The 24,089-nt window shown below is 37.6% G+C and carries 19 protein-coding genes; 9 read left to right on the top strand and 10 right to left on the bottom strand.

Features of this window, described 5'->3' with window-relative positions; translation table 11 throughout:
* Positions 1-9: 9 nt before the first annotated feature.
* The 4 genes from HMPREF9455_RS01815 to HMPREF9455_RS01800 all read right to left on the bottom strand — a co-directional run bounded on the left by HMPREF9455_RS01815 (position 10) and on the right by HMPREF9455_RS01800 (position 4,220).
* Positions 10-609, bottom strand: a complete 600-nt coding sequence (locus tag HMPREF9455_RS01815) for a DUF3575 domain-containing protein (RefSeq protein WP_006797863.1) — start codon at positions 607-609, stop codon at positions 10-12.
* Between the two features lie 37 nt (positions 610-646).
* Positions 647-1,654: a hypothetical protein gene (locus tag HMPREF9455_RS01810; RefSeq protein ID WP_006797862.1), complete on the bottom strand. Its 1,008-nt coding sequence runs from the start codon at positions 1,652-1,654 to the stop codon at positions 647-649.
* 138 nt (positions 1,655-1,792) lie between these two features.
* Positions 1,793-3,040, bottom strand: coding sequence for a FimB/Mfa2 family fimbrial subunit (locus HMPREF9455_RS01805; RefSeq protein WP_006797861.1), 1,248 nt, complete (start codon positions 3,038-3,040; stop codon positions 1,793-1,795).
* Between the two features lie 472 nt (positions 3,041-3,512).
* Positions 3,513-4,220: a helix-turn-helix domain-containing protein gene (locus HMPREF9455_RS01800; protein WP_157256586.1), complete on the bottom strand. Its 708-nt coding sequence runs from the start codon at positions 4,218-4,220 to the stop codon at positions 3,513-3,515.
* Positions 4,221-5,102: 882 nt separating this feature from the next.
* Between HMPREF9455_RS01800 and HMPREF9455_RS01795 the strand changes: the two genes are divergently transcribed.
* From HMPREF9455_RS01795 to HMPREF9455_RS01755, 9 genes are all read left to right on the top strand, one after another.
* The gene (locus HMPREF9455_RS01795) at positions 5,103-5,459 is read left to right on the top strand and encodes a DUF3868 domain-containing protein (protein WP_006797859.1); all 357 of its coding nucleotides are present in this window, start codon (positions 5,103-5,105) and stop codon (positions 5,457-5,459) included.
* A gap of 239 nt (positions 5,460-5,698) precedes the next feature.
* Positions 5,699-6,808: a hypothetical protein gene (locus HMPREF9455_RS01790; RefSeq protein ID WP_006797858.1), complete on the top strand. Its 1,110-nt coding sequence runs from the start codon at positions 5,699-5,701 to the stop codon at positions 6,806-6,808.
* A gap of 100 nt (positions 6,809-6,908) precedes the next feature.
* Positions 6,909-7,799, top strand: a complete 891-nt coding sequence (locus HMPREF9455_RS01785; protein ID WP_006797857.1) for a FimB/Mfa2 family fimbrial subunit — start codon at positions 6,909-6,911, stop codon at positions 7,797-7,799.
* Between the two features lie 12 nt (positions 7,800-7,811).
* On the top strand, positions 7,812-9,725 hold the full coding sequence (locus HMPREF9455_RS01780) for an FISUMP domain-containing protein (protein WP_006797856.1): 1,914 nt from the start codon (positions 7,812-7,814) through the stop codon (positions 9,723-9,725).
* A gap of 42 nt (positions 9,726-9,767) precedes the next feature.
* Complete coding sequence (locus tag HMPREF9455_RS01775; RefSeq protein ID WP_006797855.1) at positions 9,768-11,927, top strand: hypothetical protein; 2,160 nt, start codon at positions 9,768-9,770, stop codon at positions 11,925-11,927.
* 13 nt (positions 11,928-11,940) lie between these two features.
* Positions 11,941-12,852 (top strand): peroxiredoxin family protein, encoded by a 912-nt coding sequence (locus HMPREF9455_RS01770; RefSeq protein WP_006797854.1) that lies wholly within the window; start codon positions 11,941-11,943, stop codon positions 12,850-12,852.
* A 155-nt stretch (positions 12,853-13,007) separates the two neighbouring features.
* The gene (locus HMPREF9455_RS01765; RefSeq protein ID WP_006797853.1) at positions 13,008-14,132 is read left to right on the top strand and encodes a clostripain-related cysteine peptidase; all 1,125 of its coding nucleotides are present in this window, start codon (positions 13,008-13,010) and stop codon (positions 14,130-14,132) included.
* Between the two features lie 63 nt (positions 14,133-14,195).
* Positions 14,196-14,771: a DUF3575 domain-containing protein gene (locus HMPREF9455_RS01760; RefSeq protein ID WP_006797852.1), complete on the top strand. Its 576-nt coding sequence runs from the start codon at positions 14,196-14,198 to the stop codon at positions 14,769-14,771.
* Positions 14,772-14,783: 12 nt separating this feature from the next.
* Positions 14,784-17,075 carry a tetratricopeptide repeat protein gene (locus tag HMPREF9455_RS01755; protein ID WP_006797851.1) on the top strand — a complete coding sequence of 764 codons (2,292 nt, stop codon included), beginning with the start codon at positions 14,784-14,786 and terminating at the stop codon, positions 17,073-17,075.
* A 76-nt stretch (positions 17,076-17,151) separates the two neighbouring features.
* On the opposite strand, the gene HMPREF9455_RS01750 is transcribed toward HMPREF9455_RS01755, so the two are convergent.
* The 6 genes from HMPREF9455_RS01750 to HMPREF9455_RS01725 all read right to left on the bottom strand — a co-directional run bounded on the left by HMPREF9455_RS01750 (position 17,152) and on the right by HMPREF9455_RS01725 (position 24,085).
* Positions 17,152-17,748: a nitroreductase family protein gene (locus HMPREF9455_RS01750; protein ID WP_006797850.1), complete on the bottom strand. Its 597-nt coding sequence runs from the start codon at positions 17,746-17,748 to the stop codon at positions 17,152-17,154.
* Between the two features lie 102 nt (positions 17,749-17,850).
* Complete coding sequence (locus HMPREF9455_RS01745) at positions 17,851-18,660, bottom strand: DUF4249 domain-containing protein (protein ID WP_006797849.1); 810 nt, start codon at positions 18,658-18,660, stop codon at positions 17,851-17,853.
* A 19-nt stretch (positions 18,661-18,679) separates the two neighbouring features.
* Positions 18,680-21,028, bottom strand: coding sequence for a TonB-dependent receptor (locus HMPREF9455_RS01740; protein WP_006797848.1), 2,349 nt, complete (start codon positions 21,026-21,028; stop codon positions 18,680-18,682).
* A 132-nt stretch (positions 21,029-21,160) separates the two neighbouring features.
* On the bottom strand, positions 21,161-21,529 hold the full coding sequence (locus HMPREF9455_RS01735; RefSeq protein ID WP_006797847.1) for a nuclear transport factor 2 family protein: 369 nt from the start codon (positions 21,527-21,529) through the stop codon (positions 21,161-21,163).
* Between the two features lie 295 nt (positions 21,530-21,824).
* Complete coding sequence (locus HMPREF9455_RS01730) at positions 21,825-22,922, bottom strand: ROK family protein (RefSeq protein WP_006797846.1); 1,098 nt, start codon at positions 22,920-22,922, stop codon at positions 21,825-21,827.
* Positions 22,923-22,924: 2 nt separating this feature from the next.
* Positions 22,925-24,085 (bottom strand): MFS transporter, encoded by a 1,161-nt coding sequence (locus HMPREF9455_RS01725; RefSeq protein ID WP_006797845.1) that lies wholly within the window; start codon positions 24,083-24,085, stop codon positions 22,925-22,927.
* Between the last annotated feature and the right edge of the window lie 4 nt (positions 24,086-24,089).

Here is a 24,089-nt window from a genome sequence, read left to right as displayed (position 1 = left end):
AGCTATATATTATCTGAATATATTATACACTAAGTGAATTCCAAACTTGGTCGGTCCCCAATAACTCTTCGTTTTTTTACTTTCCAGAGGAAAATCGGCATATTCTCCTCCCAGTTCGAATTTATCGTATTGTAAATGGGCATATCCGACTCCGGCATTGATATCTAAGCGAAATCTGCTGGATAGATAAAATTTATAGCCAATGGTAGCACCCGTGGAAATCCCCCATCCTTTTCTTCGATAACTGGTTTTAGTATCATCGCTGTTTTTGAGGCCAATATTAAAATTCCCGGCCATGGCATAAGGACCGATGTACAATCCATCCCAAAGATCATTGGTGTAATAATATTTTGGCTTGATATAATATCGCAGATCGACACTTCCTATCAGTGTTCTGAATACCTCTTCGTTCTTTTTGAACAGATAAGGCGCCCAAAGAACATCGCCATTAACAGTAAGCTGTTTTCCGACCGACCATTCAATACCGATGTTGGGATTTCCTGTAGCAATCAGTGGTATGTTTGTTTTTATAGCCTGAGCGTCGGCTCCGGGACAACATACTATGAATAAAAGTAAGCTGCTAAATATGTACCGCAAAGGACGTTTCATTTATTCAATCGTGTTTATTTATTAGTTATTTGTCTTATCATATCTCTGTTCCTCCACCTCCGGGAGTATTGTTGCCCCCCGATTCGATGTCAGAGTTCCAATCTGATGGATCCTCCAGACGAAGTATCTGTATATTATTTCCATCTACTGTCACAAGGATAGTTTCATCCATATGAAGGATAGTCGCTTCCCCTGTAACTCTGTCAATCAGGTCTATGGCAAGTGTACTTATTATATCGTTATTTTCGTCCAGGAAGCTTAACTGAAGGCTTATTGGCTCTGTGACACCATCTACCGGGCTTAGAGATGGAAAATAGTAATTATCAAATCCAAAGTCAAAATCCGGATATGGATTTTCGGATAACTGTGAGGTAAGTAAAATTTTGTCATCGATACTGTTACGTGAAGACCTTGTATCAAGTGGGTCTGTTATTTCTATTTGAGATAAGTATTGTGTCACTCCGACTCCTTTTGCCAATATTTCAACTTTCTTAATATTACTAAAAGTGAGTGAAGAATTCAGGTTGGTCATATTTTTGAAAGCAACACATATACGCCCTACATATTTCTTTTCAAACCACGCAGTATCTGTCACTACAGGTCCAGGAAAGTGGATGAAGGGTTTCATGCTTTCCAAAAAAATTACTGACGGCTCTTCATAATATCCTTCTTCATTTTGTTTCAACCCAAAGCGGGCTGTACTGAAGGCATCGATCTCCGAGAAATTGACTCCGGAAATATTTGTGAAACAATATACAGAATGCTCTCCGGGAAAAAGCTTAAAATTAAAATTACCGACTCTCGTTCGGGCATTATCCTCGAACGGGTAGGATGAATAACGCTCTTTTTCCAGATTGCTATTATATATAAAGATGCTGATATCATTTATTTTATAAGTATCTGTCCTCGTATTCATGTCAACCTTAGGAACATATATTACATAGTTCGATTCATCTTCGAAATAATCATATGTGCAAGATGGTGCAAAACAGATGCATACCGATAATATAAAATAAAGAAGACCGCTATATATTCTATTTGTCATTTGTTCTTTTGCTTTGTGAAGAAAAAGCTTCTGTTTGGGTAACCCCTTCCCATGCAATAATCCGAATTTAACTCCGGATCATTGCACCTAAAGGAGAAGATCAAGTAATAGATTGATGTGTCTGAATGCTGTATTTAATTAAACTTCCTGATCTGTTCTTTGTATATTATCATTCCAGTCCTGAGGCGGTTCAACTGTGATTATCAAATCACCTTCTTCTTCCGGACCGGGAGGATTTATGATCGAACCGCGCGATCTGATAGTAAGGTTTACTTCACGGATTACATTCGGAGTAAATCCTCCTTTTATAGTTCCTGACCAATATAAAGGTGTTGGAGTTGTTATTTCTGTTCCATCATCAAGTTTATATCCGGCTGGAGCCAAAGCACTGATTACGACATAGTATTTCCTGCTATCCTGTGCATCTGCGCTAATATCCATACTGGCAGTTGTTAAAACATTAGGTAATACAATTATATCCTGCCACAGCGTGAAGTCAGCATCTATGATTTCAGGATTTTTATATTTATCTGCACCAGGATTAGCGGTATTGAATGTAGTAGTACCGGTAGCACCTATCATTACCCTATTCTCGTTGGAATTCTGATTTAAGATACCACCCAAAAACACAGGTGATGTATGTGGTGTCTTGATCCCGAAACCAACAGGTAACCTATGGACTACAATAAAGTTAGATGCATCGGCAAAGTTCACTTTTTTTCCTGTCTCATTAAGGAAATCAGCTTTCTTATTAATCCTTACACGCATGAGAGAGACATCACGCTTGAGCTTTAAAGTACCCAGGTTAGCAGGAGTTCCTTCTACGATATGAACATCTTCTGCATAAGCGGTAAACACTTCCGAAGCAGGTGCATAAGCCTCATCTCCTGTTTCAAAGACATGTCCTGTAGGAAAAGTAATTTTCTTAAGATCCATAAAGATCTGAGAATTTAAAATTCTTCCCCTTACATTAAAATCTGTAATTGCCTCACTGGTTGCACCCCCGGCTACATAAGTAGTGATATTGTTTTTTGTACTATTTTTCATATTTGCAACCAGTGCCAGGTCATAATCACCTACAGGAATATTGGACCATGGAAAAGTCGTATTGCCATCAGATGGTTGTATTTCATAAGAAAAGACAACTTTACCTGTTCCTTGTTCATATAAAAACATCTGTGCGCGCTCAATATTACTCCAACTTGTGATTGGTATAGCTTTAGAAAGAGCTGTGGCTTTGACACCCGAACCTGCTTCTTCAAACGCAAGGTTGAAAGATAGTGAACCCGTTTTGTTTTCGTCTCCATCAGGCTTTTGCCCGTCATCGTTACTACATGCAGAGAACAATAGTGTAGCAGTAATTAAACTAATAAAAACTTTCTTCATTTGTTAAATAAATTAAATTATATTCTGTTATTAATAATAAAATACCGTTAACATTGGCCTCGTAATATTTTATTATTATAACTGTCTGGCTTCTCTTTTTATTTAAAGAGGTGTAGCTTCAACATTTGATCTTAAGTGATTAATTTTTTTGTAATTTGTTGTAATTAAAAACTAAAATTTACTTTTGTATCACAAAACAGTGATAGATGAACACTAACTGGAAAAACCTTTGCAAACTTAGGCTAATAAACGTTTTGTATACTTATTAATATTTACCCCTTATTACATAATTCTGACATAAATTTAATTTGATCCTATAAAAACATCTTATATTATTCTTTCTTTAAAGGATTTGACACTCTCGGAATCTACTTGATTTATAATACGTTTACAATGCACAAAAAAATGGCGCAACCGAAAAATTCAGTTGCGCCGACATTATTATTTTAACGCTTATTTACAGGCTATTTTTTCAGAATGCTTTATTCTTCCTTATATAACTAGGAGGGTATCCAAAATTAGATTTGCAAAAGTCATTAAATTGCGATAATGAACTAAAATCATGTTCATCACATATCTCTTTCAGCGTTTTATCCGTACAGTTAATCTCATGCAATATACGACTGGCTTTCTGCTGTTTGATCCATTGATATGCAGGTACTCCAAATGTCTTTTTAAAACGCTTGATAAAACCCGAATGACTATAATTAGACAACGAAGCCAATTCCTGTACTGTTTTCACCTTACTATAGTTGTTATATACAAATTCGGAGAAACTTGTATCGTTACTCAATAAAGGGTAGAAAAATCGTGCCAACTCTTCGGTTGTATAGTAAGCCCTTATAAGAAAGAAAAACTCCTTCATTTTCAATTCGAAATAATAACGACAACGTAAACCATCTGACAAACAAGCCTCCAAACCCTTTAGAAAATATGATACTTCTTCCTTTATGTCCAAAAGATTGAAACCATTTTCCGGTTCTTTAAACTTATGAAATAATTGTTCTAAACCTATACGGTCACATAAATCAATTTTATCCCGAAGTCTAAAAATAAAAACAGAAGCATCTTCCTCAGCTCTTGCAATATATTTACTGCTGGATGGAAGCAAGAGCATCTTTCCTTCTTTTACTTTTTTATCGATATGCCTCTCATACGATATACGAAATTCGCCTTTCATAACTAACATGATTTTAGATTCGGAGAGAGTCTTCTCCTTGATTTTCCCTTTCAAGAATTCAGTAATTTCAATAATTGGTTTTTTATTTGAGTTAGTGTTAACATCTTCATAATTGACACATGTTCTATGCTCATGGAAGTCCGTAATGATACCCATAATCAATATATATGTTATTTTGACGTGTTAACAAATCCCCAATCGGAAATGTATATATAAGAAAAATAAACCATCTAAGAGATAGTAAATTCCATCACTCCTTATATACACTTCGTTTCAGGTAAATTATTTTATTCTCGGCTTATTCAGTTAAGATCCCTCTGCTTTATCAATACAATATAGTTTATAATATAGTTTATGACATTTGCGAAATATTATCCCCTCTTTATTTATAGAAGAAGCCTGCTCCTATATTTTTTATATTAGTGTTCGCAAATATATTAATTTTTTTAATATAAACTTGACACCAGTTTTCATTAACGAAAAAATACCGAATGTATATTTCGAAACAAATTCGTGTCTGACTAAGAGTTTCTGTGTTTTTTTATTTATTTGAAATACAGTCCGAAAATGACTATTAGTAAGCTATACAATCATTCTATATCCTTAATAAGTTTATCTAGATCGATTATAAACAATAAGCAATTCTATAAAGTAACAAATTGAAACAAAAATGTATTTTTTAAAATTTTAATCTACATTAAGTAAAATTAATATAAGTTTCAAAAAAGGTAATTTCTATGTAATACTAGGTAAGTTTAAATAACAAGACAGACAAAAAGACCTGCTACTTTTGTAATCGTTGAATGAGAGACATCATAACAATGCCTATACTACCAGATTTGTTAAATATAGATCAAACTGTAATTATAAAGAATAATAATTATGATTTCACAGATTATCCAAAAAGATAAGTTTATAAAAAAAGGAGAATATCTGCATATTGACCTACGAATAAAAATGCCGCCTTTTCATGTAGCAGAGAATGCATATATAATATTAACACCTCTGCTGGCAGTAGGTGAAAATAAAAAAGAACTTCCTTATTTTCTGATTAATGGAAAAAGCCGGCATAAAGGCTATAAGCAAATGGTACGTTCGGTCGGAAAAAAAACAGTAAGTTCTGTTTATAACATATATAAGGCAATCAATGGAAATAAATCGTTCAGTTGTACATACTCTGTGCAGATCAATTATGAAAACTGGATGGACGAAGCCCAAATAGAAATGGTGTTACAATAACAAATTTTCCAGGTTAGTATTCAACAAATATAATTGCATAGCCCATAATGCATTTATAATTAGATCAAAGAGTATTTTAGAATTGCAGAAGAATGTGGATTACAATATACTCCTGAACTAAAATCACTCACTCAAAAAGGATAATCAGCATAGATATATTATTCTATGATTAGACTCGATGTCATTTAAAAAGATTCTGATAACACAATTAATTTATTATTCATTAAAAACAATTGAAAATGAAATTTAAGTATGTAATGATTACAGCTGCTACTCTCCTATTCGGCTTTGCGAGTTGTGGTAGCGAGGAAACTGTCCCTGTAGGCACGGGAGAACCGAAGAATGTAACAGTTAAAATAGTGAAGCCAACAACATATGCAGAAGAAGAAACTGCTATTGATGTAGCCCCGGATATTTATGATGCAGAAGTATTCTTTATCGGTAGTGGAAATATACTGAAGAGAGGCTCTATGGACGATAGTGAAGCAGGATTTCCGGTTAAGCAATTTACAGATGTTCCTGCGGCGGCTACAGAAATTATCATAGTTGGTAACAGTACCAATTTAACTTCTCCTGCATTGCCAACCACTATAACGACCAAAGCACAGCTAGAAGCTGTAATGTTTGAGCATAGTGTACAAACTCATGCAAAAACTGCAGTCAACCTGTTAGGATCCGGTACTATAACCGGTACTGGAGATGCAGCTGTAAATGTTCCTGTACGCGCAGCTATTTCCCGCATAGAGATTGGTGAAATAAAAGCTAAAACGGCCGGTGCGGAATTGCCTCTTGTAGATTTCAAATTAACAGGTATCTATATTAATAATGCTTATACAAAAGTAAGTTTAAACTATGCTGATGTTCCTACTCTAGCAACAGATATTCTTCAATACGGGGCTGACGCAATAGAATTTACAGACGGATCATATCCTGCAAGTTTCAAAGATGAATGGACTAGCGCCAGCGTAACTGCAGATGCTTCTTTCAAGCCTGTAAATCCTCTCCATAAATGGGCATACTTTATTATGCCACCTGTTGCAGGTAATGGTACTACTATCGACACCGAAGTTCAAACATCTGTACCACATATTGTTGCAAAATTAGAAGATGTAACAACAACCAGTGGCAATCTCGGGTTCTCCCCTGCTTATCTGACAATAACAAAACTGATAGATAGCAATACTACTCTTGAACTGACTCATCTGGAAGCCGGAAAAGTATATAAAATCACATCTATCGATATAGATGGAAAAGATTTAAGTCCGAAACCGGAAACCGGAGCCAGAAACGTCACTGTGACCGTTCAGGTACAGGCATGGGTAGGTGTAGATGTTGAACCTGCTCTATAATCTATAATAGGCGCACTAGACTTAATTATAATTCATGCAGGCAGGTTTTACTGCCCGCTTGCATGGATTTTTCAAAACGAGGAATTTAAATAGAAAATAAATGAAACTGTTGAAAGCTCTGCCTGTATTTATTATATCCATATTTTTATCCGGATGTATAGGCGACAACATGGACGACTGTCCTCCTCTGAATAATGTTATTTTACATTTCGATTACCCCAGTTTTCCGGATCGTATTAATCGGGTGAATGTTGGTATTTTTGATAAAGATGGGGCACACGTTCTCAATCAACAGATTGACAAAGAAAATCTTAATTCGTTTCAAGGAACATATCTAACGCTCAATACAGGAGAATACACTGCTATTTGTTGGGGCAATGCTTTCGACGATACGCGTATTACCTGTTTCAATCCTAATTCATTCATACACGATGGGATAATTTCACATCCCAACTATGGTACAGCTCTACAAATACCGACACATGATTCATTATATTACGGAAAGCATAATTTCACGGTCACATCCAGAGACAGAGTTGAACATACTGTTTATTTCAAACCTTCACACATCAAAATACATGTATATGTAAAAGGTCTAGCAGCATTATCTACAGACCTCTTACCTGCACAATATCCGGTAATAAGGATAAACAATCTCGATCCCACCTGCAACTTTGATATGCAAACGGCAGGTACAGGCACGACCTATTATCCTGATGTAAATATAGATAGTACAGAAAAAACGGCTATTGCACGATGCAACACATTGCGCTTTGAAAATGACAATCCTATAACGATAGAGCTTTTGGACAATACTATCGGAAACAACATATTATGTACAGTGGGACTCAGTAAATTCATGGAAGATAATTCCATTACAGTTCAGGAAGGAGAAGAACTGACTATCCCAATACTGATTCTGTTCAAAAATGGAAATGTAACAATAGAACTTCTTAAATGGGAAGAAGTACCCGTTGAACCAGAAATTTAATATAACAGATTAATGATGAAAAAAACATTACCCTATATCATATTAATTCTCTTTATCCTGGGATTTTCCTGTCAAGACAATGACAAATCTGATGTCATTATAGATGAGGGAAATATGAAGACTGTTACGTTATCATTGAAACTACCCGGAGATATGCGCAAGAATGCATCTTCAACTACCAAGTCGATGACGGAAGCACAAGAACAAGACGTAACAACGATCGATGTCCTTGCTTTTATGAACGATGGTAGTGGAAATTATCTGTATACATACAAATCGAAAGGAGAGAACATATCCCTGAACGACGGAGAGGGTACATTCAAAGTAACTCTTGCTGAATATTATAAATCTCAGGTTTTAGTTATATTAGCTAACGCATCTGATGAATTAAGCACTGTTAATATTGCATTGAACGACAATATAAATTCTGTCCTTCCCCTCCTGACAGCGGGTAGCGATGCGGAATGGGATGCAAACAATAACAATTCTGGTATATTACGTAATATTCCAATGTATTGTAAAACAGTCCCGACTATTATCAGCAACACAACCTCGACTTTAGGCACTTTCGACCTAACAAGAATGCTAGCCAGACTGGATATAAGGGCAAAGGACGGCATTACTGATTTTCAACTGGTGAATGCATGTATATTCAATCGTAAAAATAGAGGATATATCGCTTACAAAGATTACTATTGGGACGGAACAAAAGTAACGATGGCCGATGTACCTGAAGATGCTATAACTACAAAGTTGAATAATATCCTGTATAGTACAGACGCATCGCATCAAATTACACAAAGTATATATACATTCGAAGCTAAAGGAGCCGAAAGCCGGGGTGAAGCTACAGCTATCATTGTTGGCGGCTATTATGATTATCCAGCTAATTCATCAAAGGTAACATATTACCGCATAGACATTCCGAAAACATCCAGCACAGATTTCAGTGGGGATATTCTCCGAAACCATCTTTATGATATCGAAATACAATCTGTAGCTGACGAAGGCGCGGAAACACCGGAAAACGCTTTTGATGGAGAAATAAAAATAACCGCTACAGTCACTCCATGGAATCTCGCTAAGCAAAATGTAATATTCGAAGGCCAGTATAATCTGATCCTAAACAAAGCTTCTATTGATTTCAAAAATCACATTGAAGACCAGGAGATAGAAATAAGCACTACCCATCCGTCAGGGATAAGTATAAGCCCTATTACATACATTGATGAAAACATGACCGGATGGCTCGAAATTGCACAGTTAAGCGCCAACAAATGGAAAATATCCACTAATGACGACAACTATCAGGCGAAGAGACAGGCACAAATAACAGTAACTGCCGGTAATATGAATTATGTGGTAAAAGTGGCCCAGAAAGGCTGTGGAGATAACGGAACAGCCGAATTGATGGAAATTACCCAAAATAGTGCCTACTATACCCATTTGTATGACGGGAAATGCTGGATGGTCGAAAATTCGAGAGAAGAAAAACTGTTTAGTGGGAATGTACCCGGTTATGCTTCTGATAAATATGGAGAGGGAGGAACAATTATAGGCGTTGTACCGGGGATAGAAAACTATCAACACTACTATACCTGGGAACAGGCAACTCTTGCAGACAACGCATGCCCACAAGGATGGCATCTGCCAACACAAGCAGAGTTTAATGCGCTCGTCAGCGTAATTGCAGCAGAGCCTTCCACTTTGGGTAAGTTTTGGTTCGGACACAATTACAACTACAGTATGTCCGGTTATTATTTAAATACCAATAATGAATGGCACGATTGGGATATTAAAGGATATTGGTGGTGTTCTTCGATTGACAACAATCCTTATTACTATACCGGTAACGCCAATAACATGAATGGCCCTGTACTCACCGACGAAAACAACTGGCTCTCGGTACGTTGTGTAAAAGATTAATATTCAATTCTATCATAATGACGATTTACATTCACATAGAAAATGAAAAATAAAGCATATAAAATAAGGAATAAAAGCGAGCTAATCTATCTGCTCTTAATCTCTACGTTGACCCTGATTTTTTCTTGTCGCAACGAAGAGACTAATATTGAGCTGGATGACACGTCAAAGCATGCCATAAATTTTACATTAAACATTCCGGGTCTGAATCTCCCATCCACATATTCCATGGATGGGGTAAAGGAAAATGAAGTGAAGGAAGTCGACGTGTTTATTTTTAAAGTGAGTAACTCGGGAGAGCAGACTTTTATCTATCATAAAAAAGCGACAAATATTAAAAATGCATCCGGCACAGCAAAATTCCATACTGTAATAGATGAAGCTACTGATTGTAATATATTACTGGTGGCCAATGCCCGGACACAAGTAGATAATATTTTAAGTACCCTTATCAATGGAGTGTCTACAAAAGAGGAAGTATTGTCTCTGCTGGAATATTCCAATGAAGATAAATGGGAGGCTGATGGTGATGGAATTTATAGAAATATACCGATGATAGCCGAAACAGGCAAGATAAATATAACAATAGGGATGCATATAACAAATGTATCTTTAGTCAGGATGCTGGCACGTATAGATGTAAAGATAAATGCATCTGTGACTCCTGCTACATTCAAATTGTCCAATATTTATCTTTGCAATTACAATACAAACGGACGCATCGCCCCCACCTGGAACTCTCAGAGAGATCTTTCATCTGTTGCTGCAACTACTCCTAACCTTCCGGCTTCTCCCGGACGTAAGCCAGGAATAGGAAGTGCGATAAAATATGAAGCAGACGGTTTAACCTTGTTCAATGGTGAAATATATACTTTCGAGGCCAATGCCGCCAGCGATGGCAATGGCTATGATCACACCGACCGTAAAGATGCAACATGTCTGATTATCGAAGGGAAATATAACGGTGCAAGCAACTCGTCATTCTACCGGGTCGACTTTACATATCCTGAAGCTAATGCAGGAATCGAAAAGGGAGATTATATGCCCCTGTTACGTAATTACAGATACGAAATAGAAATAAACGGCGTTACAGGTGCCGGGCTGCCCTCTCTTGAAGATGCACTGGCATCATATATGGTTCATTCCAATCTGGATATCAACCCTATAATATATGATGAGGGACTTATAAAAGACATTGTTTTTAACGGACGGTATATGCTTGGTGTAGATATAGGGGAGTTCTTGTCCTACTCAGGAAAAAATCTTAATGGAACAGAAGAGGCCTCAAAACTGGTAATAAGTACCGATGAACCAGAGGGCTGGAAAATAAAAATAAGTGACACGAATAATAAAACAAATCCGGACTGGCTCAAAGTAACCAATATACAAGGAAATACAGGCTCTACCCAGATAGGCCTGATTGTAAATACCTCAGCTGCGGATAAGGCGGAGATCGGATATCTGGATATTCTGGCCGGAAACCTGGTAAAAAGAATAACCTATTATAGTGTCGATCCCCTTTTTGAATTCAAAGATCTCGCAGATGGAGATATTATAGACTTCGGAGCAGCAAGCCAAAGTCTGATTTACAATGTAAACATCAGAACAAATGCACGTTGGAAGTATTCAGCATCGGACGATACAAATAACAATGCCTTTTCTAATATAATCCTAAATGCATCACATCCGTTGGATGCGCCGTTCAATATAGGAGGGACTTCCGCCCAACCGGCAGATATAACATTCCACTTCTCACCATCAATAGACCATACTCCTGTTGCAGGTACAAAGTTTGCCACGACACTGTCCTTCTTGACAACCTTTACCGGTGATTCGGGAAACGATATCGAGAGAACACTCACATTCAAGAGAACGGTTCCGGCATACATCGGCATATATAGTATGGAACCAGCTAATATAGACTTACCATCAACCGGTGCTACAGTAAGGATTACAGCCGTAACTAACGTAGCATGGACCGGAATTGCAAGATATGACAATAAAGACGGTACATCTGCAACCATAAGTTCCACAGCTGTTACAGCCAGTTCGGAAAGTACCGGTTACTCAAATATTATAGTGCGCCCGAATGACGAATCCAATACCCGAAAAATTTGTTTCTTCATTAAATATACCGATACCAATAACGTAACGCATGAATTGCCTGTAGGTGATTTAATACAGAAAAAAGCCGGAGAATAAGATAACAAAAAACATGATACATAATTCCCTCACATATATACATATAATAGTGTTACTATCTGCTATTTCGTGTACCCATAACCAATCCCGGACATATGAGAATTACACTGAAATAGAGAACAGATACTACCACCTGAAATCTGCAAATACGGATGCAGAAAAGGAAGACATGAAAGCATACGTATGCGATACATTAAACTTCGCAGAACTGTATGATTCACCGTTATGGGATAAGTTTATTGAAGACTGGATTAGCCTGTTCAGTAAAAATCCGGCTCAAGCGTTTCCGACCGAAGAATTTACATATATTTCAAAGAGAATACTGGAGCGTGTTGCGATAGAAAACCCTGAAATTATCGAGCCTTTAGTGCGCAAATCAGCCGAAGTCTTAACAGGTATAGATCAAGAGAAAATAGCCGCTTGTATCGTAGCATATTCCAATGGAATAAATATAAGCGCGAACGACGACAGCGAAATAGCCATGCGTCTACTCACCGCAATGATGCTCCCCGGCACAAAAGCTCCCGCCCTTATAGGACTGGAATGGGTTGGAAACAAGGAGAAACTCATCATTTTCTATGATAGCAATTGCTCCGGCTGCAAATCATTATTGTCTAATATAACCGACAGATATGAAGAATTATCTGAGAAAGGAATAGATGTAATCAGTTTATCGGCAGACACAGACAAAACACTGTATACGAAATATGCTGAAAAATTGCCATGGAAAAACAAACTGTGTGATTATCAATCATTCAGTAGCGGGAATTTTAAGAATTACGGGGTAGCGGCAGTTCCCACAATGTATTTGATCGATTCTACCGGACTAGTTGTAGACAGGTTCGATACATTAGAAGAAACCTATCTGCTTCATAAAGAATCTGATATAAAAACAATAAACAATGAAAAGAAAGCCCTTCGCTAATACTATGATTCATAAAAATTTGTCTTCATCCACATATTGGAAACACCGAAGTTGAAGATATGTGTAGTTTTGTAAAGTCTGAAATCCTGTGAGTCGGGAGATTCGCAGGATTTATTAAAAAAAGGAAATTAATCTCTTCTAAAACAATAATATCAATGACGATTGACGGTAAAATATTCAAATCAGCAATAATCATATTAACAGCAATACTATCCGTATCCTGTATATATGATGAGGATATACCTCCTGTGAACAGGGTAGTACTCGTCTATCTGGGGGGAGATAATAGCTTGTCTGACGAAGTATATGAAAAGATAGAAGCTATCCGTTTAGGTTGGGACAAAAATAACGAGGGAAAACTTTTGATTTACAGTGATCCATCTGATTCGTCTCCTCAATTGATAGAAATATGCACATGCCATAAAGGGAATCCGATAAAAGAAATTATCCATACATATGAGGAAGAAAATTCTGCAGACAGCAAGGTATTCAGCCGTATTATTAATGAAGTGAAAACAATATACCCGGCACCATCATATGGTCTCATTTTATTTTCTCATGCCTCGGGATGGTTGCCTCAGGAGACATTGAAAAATCCCAAATCAGTATTAATCGATAATAAACAGGAAATGGATATCACCGATTTTGCCGATGCTATACCTGACAATTGCTTCGATTTTATAATCTTCGAGGCCTGCTTTATGGCTGGTATTGAAGTAGCATACGAGCTTAAGGATAAAACAGATTATATACTGGTTTCTTCTGCCGAAATAGTCTCCCCCGGTTTTACCGAGATCTACAAACAGTCTGCAATAAGCTATCTGTATGAGTCTCCTGCCAACCTGAAAGGATTTGCTCAATCGACATTTAATTATTTCAACTCGCAATCAGGATTTCTCAATTCTGCTACACTGAGTATAATAAAAACAGCCGAGTTGGATGCTTTAAGCAATATTGTAAAAAAGAATTACAATACAGATAAAGCCGTCGATATAGGCACAATCCAGCATTTCGACAGATATACATACCACCTCTTCTTTGATTTCGAAGATTATTTTTCATCATATCTGCAAACCGATATCCAAAAACAGGAACTTTCAGAGGCTATTAATTCCTGCATTATTTATAAAGCAGCGACCCTTCTATTCATGGATGGATATAATGGTTTTGAAATAAAAAGACACTCGGGATTAACCACATATATCGAACAAGAACAATTTCCGTATCTAAATACTGAATATCAGAAATTGAAATGGTATCAGAAGATCGCGGACAATTGATTAACTAAAGGTAAATATCCGAAAACGTAAGGAAAAGGAAAACCAAAAATATAAGAGATAAAAATGATTAAGAGGTTGTTAAATACACGAAGTTTAAAGATCGTGTTGTTTGGGACGATATTGCTACTCGGCACAATAAACAAAGCAAGTGCCCAATTTTATTCCGTTAAAACAGATATGCTGGGTTTAGCTACCACGACACTGAATGTTGAAGGTTCGGCCGTTGTGAGTAACCAATGGACTCTACATCTACATGTGCAATATAATCCCTGGACATTTCCGGACAATAAAAAGATGAAGAATCTGACATTCCTACCAGGTGCACGTTACTGGTTCAATGAAACCTACAGTTATAGTTATTTTATAGGCTTCAATGCGATTATCAGCAGATACAATGTCGGTGGATTATTCGGCAGTGACTACCGTTACGACGGAATGGGCTACGGAGGAGGTGTATCATTCGGATTTTCAAAACCCATACGAAGGCAGTGGAACCTGGAGTTCGAACTAGGTATAGGTGGGGTATATTCGAATTACGATAAATATCCTTGCATAAAATGCGGGGAGAAAATAGACGAAGGGTCAGGATTATTTCTGTCTCCGAATAAGGCTGCGATAAGTTTGGTTTATTTATTCTGATATAAAGGATTTATGAAAAGAGAAGATTGTAAAAGGACAGAGAGTAATATTGAAAGAAAGAGGAACGCGGCAAATGTTATCAAACCGCTAAAATCTTTAGTTTACAGCATATTGACTGTAAGTTCTATTTCGCTGGCTGTAATGTCGTGCCGTTCGGATAAAATAATGACAGAAGCACTTTACATGCAATATAAAAATGTGAAGTTGGAGCTACCGCCGGGAGACGAAATAGGAGACTCTTTCTCCTCGGGAGGGATGCTCTCCGAAGTAGTTAATTATACAAATAAAGAAGATGGTGCAAATAATGAAACAACGTATAGCACCACCAACAAGTTAGATGCAAATACGGTTTACCGGTTAAATGAAGTGGTGGTAACTTCCCGTTCAAGTTTTACACCCGAACGGGACGGACGGGTATCGGTCAATTTCCTTGTACGGGTACCTAAAGAATTAATTTCATCGAACTGGAGCATAACACTCAGTCCCCAACTATTACATAACGATTCTGTAGTACCATTAAAAGATTTAATAATAAAAGGAGAGGATTTTTATAATAAACAACAGAGTGGTTATGATGCCTATGACGAATATCTGGCATCTATAGTCGACAAAAAAGATTATGACAGTGTATTTCTTGACAAACAAGGCATAGCCAAAGATATGTATGACCGCCAGAGCCTCTATCTCGGCCTATATAAATCTGAATGGAACGACATGATGGATTATCAGAAATGGAAAAAGATGCTGGAAAGCCGTTATATGACATTCAATGTCAAGCAAGAAGCTAACCGTCTTGCCCTATGGCACAAATATCAGAGAGAAGCAGAATTCCTTAAAGTAAAAAATCTGGCTACCGATAAAGATACGACAGGTATAAGTGCGAGCTACAATAAAAAATTTGAAAAACGGGCCGGATTATTGCCTCAATACAGATTGAAGCGGGAAATCAAAGAGAAATCAGTACCACGGAAATTTAAAGAAGTGCATGCAGAAGGTCATACAGTGGAAGATATCAAAAGTCATTCGGTGAGTGAAAGAGATTCTGTAGATATATCGAAGCACCGTTATTTCTATAACAAAATTATAGAGAACGAAATGAAAGACAGTCTCAAGAACTATAAATTCAGAGAACTGGTACCATATGAAATCCGTAAGGATGTCAAATTGGATAGTATAGCTGATACCGGTTCAGATTTTATATATCTCTACAATCACGAATATCCTGTCACTGCGGGATTGAAGAAGATCCGTATTACAATGAAAGGATATGCCAGGGCAATAGACGAGAGTGGATATACTTTCCCGAGAATGGATACGCTCACATACCTGATATCATCTATAGATCAACTAATAGATACGACACTAACAATAAAGAAGACCAAATTGTATCGTAATATGTATAGTCTTTTGACTATTTATCCAAAATTCGCAACAGGCAAAGCTGTATTCAATGTACGCCATGAAAATAACAGGATGCAAATCGATACACTTATGAGTACTTATAATGTTTTCACTAAGGAGAAAGGATTGGACATGGATAGTGTGGTAATGACCGCCTCTACTGCTCTTGACGGATCTTTCGACAACAATGCATACCTGAGTAAACAACGTGTGGAAGCAATCAAAGACCATCTTATCAAAACGTATGGAGGAGGTATAGATGTAGAGAATATATTCAAAATACGATATACGGGTGAAGATTGGAACGGGCTGGTAAGACTGCTCCAGAAAAGAGATGATATTGAACACAAAGGCGAAATATTGCATATGATTTCGAATGCGACATTTCCGGATGCCTGTGAAGAAGAAATCAAAAAACTGTATAAAGAAGATTATAGAATCATACGCGATTCCATTTATCCGAAGTTGCATAAAATAGAACTGGCATTCAATATGAGCCGTCCGGGAATGGTTACAACTGATTCTATACAAAGTGAATTCCGAAGCGAATATTATGAAGGGTTACGCTTATTGAAAAACCGTCAATACTGGGAAGCTCTGGAAATATTAGCCAACTATCCGGATTACAATACAGCATTGTGTTTTACCAGCATGGGATATAACGACAGAGCCTACAACCTGCTGGTACAGTTGGAACAGACTGCCAATGTAAACTATCTTTTAGCTATCGTTTGTTACCGATTGAATAAAAAAGAACTGGCTGTAGAATACTTATTAAAAGCCTGTGAACTGGATAATTCTAAAATATACAGAGCACCACGGGATATGGAAACTAAAAGCCTGATAAATATATATAAATTAAAACCTAAGTTGGATAAGATAGAAGCTGACGCTGCTATTTAGGTCTGGTTGTTGAAGACGACAGAAAATCCAAAAATAAAAACTCTCTAAATAAATACTTAGAGAGTTTTTTGTATAATTACCATTTATCCATATGTACCTTTTTCTCGTCATATTTGTCCTTTACGCTTTGTGGTCCCATCGGATAACCTACCGGGATGACCACTAATGGTAATATATGAGAAGGCAAGTTTACATTTTTGCTTACTGTACCCATGCGGTCCGGATAAGGATAAGCAGCAGTCCACACTGCACCTAAGTCTAATGCTTCGGCCGTTAATAAGATATTTTGAGTAGCTGCAGAACAATCCAAGTACCAGTAAGAGGACTTTGTAGTATCGCCACAAACTACAATAGCCATAGGAGCCTGAGAAAGCATTTTAGCTGTAGGTAGCTCCTCTGCCAACTTATCCAGAATATCCCTGTTGTTTATAATGATAAACTCCCACGGACGAGTATCTTTACCCGAAGGAGCAGCCATTCCGGCTTTCACCAGAGTTTTAGCATCTTCATCAGAAACAGGTCTGTCCTTTATAAAGCTTCGGACACTCTTTCTTCCATGTATAACCGAAAGCACCGTTTCCTTCTTTGATATTGTGCCATTATCCGATCCGTTACAACCTGAAAATAGCGTAATTGTAATAAATGTACCGAGTAATATAAATTTACTTTTCATATTTATTTTTATTGAATTAATAAAGCCGGTGATCCTCTAAAACCACCGGCAATATATAAATTATTTTTTAAACTGCTCTCTTATCAGATCATGTCTGATTTATTATTCTTCCCATTTCGCAATGATAGACATCCGGTCATAAGAGTATGCGCTGAAGATACCCAAAGCCCCTCCCTTGATATTTGTTGTAGGATTGTTCAGAGAGTTCTCAGCCTGACTCAGATTTTCGAAGAATGTATAAGACGGCTTATCTACACTCTGAAATTCGATCAACAACTCGTCATTCTGTTGGATAGGATCAACATCATCATTCGACGAAAATACTGTAAGCGGCATGTGCATATCACTACCATCGGAATTTTCAGTGTTTATCACAATCTCCCCTACATCTGCCCGCTGTTTACCATTTATGTAAACCAAGCAACGGTAATACTCGTTCTCTTTGCCAACAGGGTCTGTGAAATGCACCACCGGTAAGCCATAGTCCATAGCTAAAATCTTAGTTATCGTAAGCGAATCGATTTTTACTTGCTTCGGCATCCTCGATGTAGCTGTATATTCCTTACCTTCATAGTTTACAGATAAGCTGTATGTCCGACCCTCTTCTCCTTTCAGTTCTTGAGCTACATACCATCCGGTATTATCCTGCTCCAGTATTTCGGAATTCCCGGCATCGTCCGATATTTTGACAATGGCGCCTTTCAGAAACGGATAACCACTATTATCGCTAAAATCCAATGTTTGACTTACACGTACCATCGCCAGTGTGTTTTGCGGAACCATCCCTTCAATTACTATACGCGGAGGAACCGTACGGAGATCTACATCAATTTCTTTTTCGCAGGAATAGGCTGTAAAGATAAATAATACAGTTACAGCAATCAACTTGCATATTTTTAATATATTGGTCATAATATCTTATTAATTAGAGTTAAAACTTAAAATTCCACGTAACTGAAGGTACGAACCTGAATAATGAATACTGATAAGCCGATGTCTTGCTTGTATCATCATTATTAGTACGGAAACGAATCATATAAGCATTTTCTCTACCATAAGCGTTATAAAGGCTGAACGCCAGCTCGGATTCGAATTTCGAAGTCTTTTTCAGCAGGCAGGTAGCGCCCAGATCCAGACGGTGATAATCCGGCATACGGTAACCGTTTCGCTCGGCGTAATACATTACATCTTTCCCGTTTATCTGATATTTACCGCTCGGGTAAGTAATAGCATTACCTGTATAATATACCCACGCGGCAGACAACGTCCACTTGCGGTTCAGCTCGTAAACTCCCACAATAGAGAGGTCATGCGTTCTGTCCTGATAAGCATTATACCATTCACCATCATTTATTCCGTCAATCTTTTTTTCCGATTTGGATAGCGTATAACCAACCCATCCGGTAAGTCGTCCCAACCTTTTCTTAAACATCAGTTCGAGACCATAGGCACGGCCTTTCCCATATAGCAACTCCGTTTCCACTGCATTGTATGTCTGAAAGTTAGCATTATCCTTATAATCTATCTGATTCCGCATATCCTTATAATAGGTCTCCACGCTGAATTCAAACATATTATTGGAAAAATTTCGGAAATAACCAATAGAAACCTGATCGGCAATCTGAGGTTTAATATTATTCGAACTCGATGTCCAACGGTCGAACGGTGTGCCCTGTGCAGCATATGTCAGCAAATGCATATTCTGCACTGTACGTGCATAAGCAGCCTTTACAGAAGATACTTTGTTTAGTTTATAGGCAGCTGATAAGCGGGGTTCGAGATTCACGTAAGTCTTCACTACTTTGCCTCCTTTATACCACACACTGTCGGTCACATTATTCTCTTCGTCCAGATTATAAAATTCACCTTTACCCAATGCCATAAATGCTGACAAGCGTAAGCCATATATAACTTCGAGTTTATCAGACAATTTAATTTCATTAGATGCATATATTGCATTTTCGGAAGAATAACGGTGAAGCAGGTTCAATGAATTATCTTGCTCGGCATTCATCTCATAATCACCGGGGCCTATATCATGATAAGTCGAACTTAGCCCCATTTTCCACAGACTATTTTTATTTGGCTGAAAAATAAACTCTTGCCTTACACCATAATCTTTTATCTTAGCTTTACCATTCATATCCATTCCAATTTCCATTCCGAAATAGTAATTATACTGGTTGTAAAACACTGATGTACTGGAGTTCCATTTGTTATTGATAACCCTGTTCCATTTCAGATTACCGAACATATTGCCCCAATTGATTTCAGCAGCATCTTTCAACACCATTTTATCCCTCCCCAGATACCCGGAAAAAGTGAGTTGGTCTTTGTCCGATAAACTAAAATGCACTTTGGCATTCAGGTCATAAAAATAGAGATAAGCATTCTGAGCGTCTTTAGCACCCGACAAACGGGCCATAGCATCGGCGTAGGTGCGTCTGGCACCAATGAGGAATGATGACTTACCTTTTTGGATGGGGCCTTCAACATTCAGCTTGGACGAAATAAGCCCGATACCTCCCGATACATGATAATCCTGATTGTCCCCGTTACGTTGCTGCACATCGAGTACCGAAGCCAGACGTTCCCCATAAGGAGATGGCATAGAACCTTTGTATAAGGTTATATCACGAAGCACATCTGAATTGAAGGTAGAAAAGAACCCCATCAAATGCGATGCATTATATAAAGGTACATTATCCAACAGTATCATATTCTGGTCGGCGCTACCTCCCCGTACATAAAAGCCGGAACTTCCTTCTCCTGCTCCCTGCACTCCGGGTGTAAGCTGGATCGTTTTAATAATGTCGCGTTCCCCCAATAATACAGGCAATTTATTTATTTTCTCTATTTCGAGCCGCTCCACACCTGTCTGAGGTGATGAAACGTTGGCGTCGGCACGTTCTCCGGAAACAACTATCTCTTTCAACCCGATAGCAGATTGCTTGAGTTCTATCTCCTGACGTATGTCTTTAGTAAGGGAAATCTCAATTTCCTTTCTTTCGTAGCCTATGTACTCTATCTGCAGAGTATAGTTACCTTTGGGAAGCGTCAATACATAGTCGCCTTTCTCGTCGGAAGCAACACCCCTACCCTGATTATCCTTCACTATTATGGGAACTCCGATCAACGATTCTTTTGTCTGCGAATCGTAAACTACTCCTTTTATTTTATAAGTCTGGGCATTTATAGAACTTGAAAATAAAAAGAAGAAAATCAGTCCAAAGAAAAAAACAAATCGCTCTCTTTGGATTGAGTTAAAATGTAATGTCATACGTTAATTAGTTTAATATTAGTACCTAAATTACTCATAGGTTAAAATTACTTCTTCAATCACCTATACACAACGATAAATCGATGAATTAATTTTATTTCCCGACGAACAATTTAGAATTATCTGTTAAATTTAGAGAGAAGGAGTACAACCACCGCCAATCATTTTCCATTGGCTATCTATTTTTTTCCATGTACGAAGATAGCTGAACTTACCGGATACCGGCTGTTTCATAAACTCGCCTTTCAGACTAATCACCACCGACACAATAGCGGTATCACCAAATAAACGAATCTTTTGACCACTTGGAATATTTTCGTTTACAATCATATTTCCTGATTGGTAAACAGCTAAATCCATTGCTTTAGTTACGATTTCACCAGTAGGGCCATTGAACAATAAATCGTCATGTAACAATTCGCCTAATACTTGCAGGTTGCAATCTCTCATTGCCTGTAATAGTCTGGATTCACAGACTACAACTTCCTCTTCATAATTCATCTTTATTATACCGTGTTAGTTTGCTTATGATGTAAAATTATTTATCGTCACTTGTTTTTACGGAGTCAAAGGTATGAATAATTAATCCGATGAAAGAAATAAACTAATATTACCTGAATATAAGAAACCCGGGTTGATATATCCTGACGCTACTGCATATAAGCTACCCGTAGTAAATCTTAATAAAAATTTAACACATACTGTCAAAATAAAATATACCATGACTATAAACATATCATGGTATACTTAAAAAAACGGAAACGGAAACCTAAACCTATCTCTTTTTACTTAAATATTAATTATCTAATTGTTGCAACGCATACGCATAAGCGCCATACATAACCGCTTCACTGGTCCCTATATGTGATATAACTATACCTGTTTTTTTCGATTTATTATAATGAACCAGTTCGTTACTTCCGGGAACTTTTATCCGTACGTCTTCGTTTTGTAAAAATCGACTTCTATCCTCTTCATCCATCAGATTATATATATCCATCTGAGTTTTTGAGAAAGAAGCTCCACCAAACATCCTTACGTTTCCCTGCAATTCTTTCATTATACCATTAAGTATATATTTTGAAGCCCCTGTAAGTCCACCGCCGATAACAAGGATACCGTCTACAATAGTGAGTGCATATGTCATCACATCACCTATCATTTCACCCATCTCCTCGAAACTTCTGATAGCCACTTCGCGATCGCCGGAGATATTCCCTTCTGCTATGTCATATATATCTTTAGGTGTAAGACCCGTACTATCCTGCCCCGATAATTCCTGATAAACCCTTTTGACGGCGCGTATACTTACACTTTCTTCAACGATATATTCCGGGTATTTTTTGTTTTTCATTATCCAGACATCGCCGCCACACCCGTTATCTCCGGTAAGGAGCGCTTTATTTATAACTACTCCCGCGCCAAAACCTGTTCCTAATGTTACACCTAATAAGTTTGAATAACGTTTCGGATTCCCGGCATTCCCCAGCCAGTAGTTAACCATCGGTAATGCTCCGTGCAAGGCTTCACCATACGCAAACAAATTTCCATCGTTGTTGATATATACCGGGATTTTAAATTTATTGTGAAGATACGGACCTAACGCGACCCCATTGCGAAAAGCGTTAAAGTTGGGTAAGTCTCCTATTATTCCATTCTTATAGTCGGCAGGCCCCGGAAATGCAAAACTTATAGCCACAGGTTCGGCTTCCAGTCCAGCCTTTATAGTTTCAAAGCCATGCACCAGCACTTCCAAACATTTATCCAAATCGTCAGAAACAGCAGGCAAAACCAGATGCTCACCAACTTCTTTATATGCCTGAACAGCTGAGAATACAAAGTTTGTTCCTCCTGCATCGAGTGTCAATACTATCCGTTGATCGTTAATATACATAACTATGATTTTTTCTCAAATTTAAGTGATAATATATAGATATAAGCTGCACTTAGCAATAAAACGCCGAAACTGATGCCGAGGCCGAAATGTTTCGCCACAATACCTACCAATGGTGTTACTATAGCACCTCCGGCAACCCCCATTATCATCAATGATGATATTTCATTAGCTTTTTGCGGACGGTATTGCATAGCAACAGAAAATATAATAGAAAACACATTAGCACATGTCAGACCGATTATAAATACGGCAGCAAACAATAACCATTTATCTGATAAAAACATTAGCATAAGAAAAGCAGGAACCGCAATCAGCATATTGATTTTCATAAACTTCGATGGATTAATCTTCAGAAGAAGAATCGATCCTAAAAAAGCACCAAACGTTCTTGCCCCGAAATAAAGGCTGGAACCTAATGTCGCATCGTCAGTAGTAAAGCCTAATCTTTGCTCCAATAATTGGGGTGTATTTACATTCATGCAGACGTCGATACCCACTATTAATAAAATACCAAGAAACATCTGTAATATAAGGCTATCTTTCAGTAATCCTAATGTATTGCCAAAAGAAGCTTGCTTAGTATCCACGTTTTCTTCCCTCTTGATGGGCACCAAATATAACCAGACAAATGATATAAGAGATGTAATAGCAAACACAAGCAGAATAAGTTTCCAATCCCCGTAGGTCTTCACAGCCATGCTGGCTATAATAGGTCCTACGAAAGAAGATACAGCCTTGATGAACTGCCCGAAAGTCAGAGTACCGGCGAGTTTACTATCATGTACTATGCTTGCGACCAAAGGATTAAGGGAAACCTGCAATATAGTATTTCCAATGCCTAACAGGGCAAATGAGAAAATCACCACATAGAAATCGTAGAAGAAAAAAGGTAATATCAATGAAATACATTCGATTAGGATAGCCAGTAATACGGTTTTCTTCCGTCCTATGCGGTTCATCAATAATCCGGTAGGTATAGAAAATATCGCAAACCAGAAAAATACCATCATCGGTATAATACTGGAAGTCAGTTCATCGAGAGAAAAGTCCTTTTTCAGATAATTCGTAGAAAGGCCTACTATATCCACCATTCCCATTACAAAGAAACTGAATAGGATAGGTATAAGTATTTTGATGCTATTTGATTTATTTTCAGTCATAACA

Source organism: Dysgonomonas gadei ATCC BAA-286 (assembly GCF_000213555.1).
GTDB lineage: Bacteria > Bacteroidota > Bacteroidia > Bacteroidales > Dysgonomonadaceae > Dysgonomonas > Dysgonomonas gadei.
The sequence above is the reverse complement of the archived record's forward strand: the minus strand, read 5'-3'. Positions and strand labels throughout refer to the sequence as shown.

Coding starts and splice junctions, on each gene's coding strand:
- HMPREF9455_RS01815 (WP_006797863.1), bottom strand. CDS start 609: ATGAAACGTCCTTTGCGGTACATATTTAGCAGCTTACTTTTATTCATA.
- HMPREF9455_RS01810 (WP_006797862.1), bottom strand. CDS start 1,654: ATGACAAATAGAATATATAGCGGTCTTCTTTATTTTATATTATCGGTA.
- HMPREF9455_RS01805 (WP_006797861.1), bottom strand. CDS start 3,040: ATGAAGAAAGTTTTTATTAGTTTAATTACTGCTACACTATTGTTCTCT.
- HMPREF9455_RS01800 (WP_157256586.1), bottom strand. CDS start 4,220: ATGAAAGGCGAATTTCGTATATCGTATGAGAGGCATATCGATAAAAAA.
- HMPREF9455_RS01795 (WP_006797859.1), top strand. CDS start 5,103: ATGATTTCACAGATTATCCAAAAAGATAAGTTTATAAAAAAAGGAGAA.
- HMPREF9455_RS01790 (WP_006797858.1), top strand. CDS start 5,699: ATGAAATTTAAGTATGTAATGATTACAGCTGCTACTCTCCTATTCGGC.
- HMPREF9455_RS01785 (WP_006797857.1), top strand. CDS start 6,909: ATGAAACTGTTGAAAGCTCTGCCTGTATTTATTATATCCATATTTTTA.
- HMPREF9455_RS01780 (WP_006797856.1), top strand. CDS start 7,812: ATGATGAAAAAAACATTACCCTATATCATATTAATTCTCTTTATCCTG.
- HMPREF9455_RS01775 (WP_006797855.1), top strand. CDS start 9,768: ATGAAAAATAAAGCATATAAAATAAGGAATAAAAGCGAGCTAATCTAT.
- HMPREF9455_RS01770 (WP_006797854.1), top strand. CDS start 11,941: ATGATACATAATTCCCTCACATATATACATATAATAGTGTTACTATCT.
- HMPREF9455_RS01765 (WP_006797853.1), top strand. CDS start 13,008: ATGACGATTGACGGTAAAATATTCAAATCAGCAATAATCATATTAACA.
- HMPREF9455_RS01760 (WP_006797852.1), top strand. CDS start 14,196: ATGATTAAGAGGTTGTTAAATACACGAAGTTTAAAGATCGTGTTGTTT.
- HMPREF9455_RS01755 (WP_006797851.1), top strand. CDS start 14,784: ATGAAAAGAGAAGATTGTAAAAGGACAGAGAGTAATATTGAAAGAAAG.
- HMPREF9455_RS01750 (WP_006797850.1), bottom strand. CDS start 17,748: ATGAAAAGTAAATTTATATTACTCGGTACATTTATTACAATTACGCTA.
- HMPREF9455_RS01745 (WP_006797849.1), bottom strand. CDS start 18,660: ATGACCAATATATTAAAAATATGCAAGTTGATTGCTGTAACTGTATTA.
- HMPREF9455_RS01740 (WP_006797848.1), bottom strand. CDS start 21,028: ATGACATTACATTTTAACTCAATCCAAAGAGAGCGATTTGTTTTTTTC.
- HMPREF9455_RS01735 (WP_006797847.1), bottom strand. CDS start 21,529: ATGAATTATGAAGAGGAAGTTGTAGTCTGTGAATCCAGACTATTACAG.
- HMPREF9455_RS01730 (WP_006797846.1), bottom strand. CDS start 22,922: ATGTATATTAACGATCAACGGATAGTATTGACACTCGATGCAGGAGGA.
- HMPREF9455_RS01725 (WP_006797845.1), bottom strand. CDS start 24,085: ATGACTGAAAATAAATCAAATAGCATCAAAATACTTATACCTATCCTA.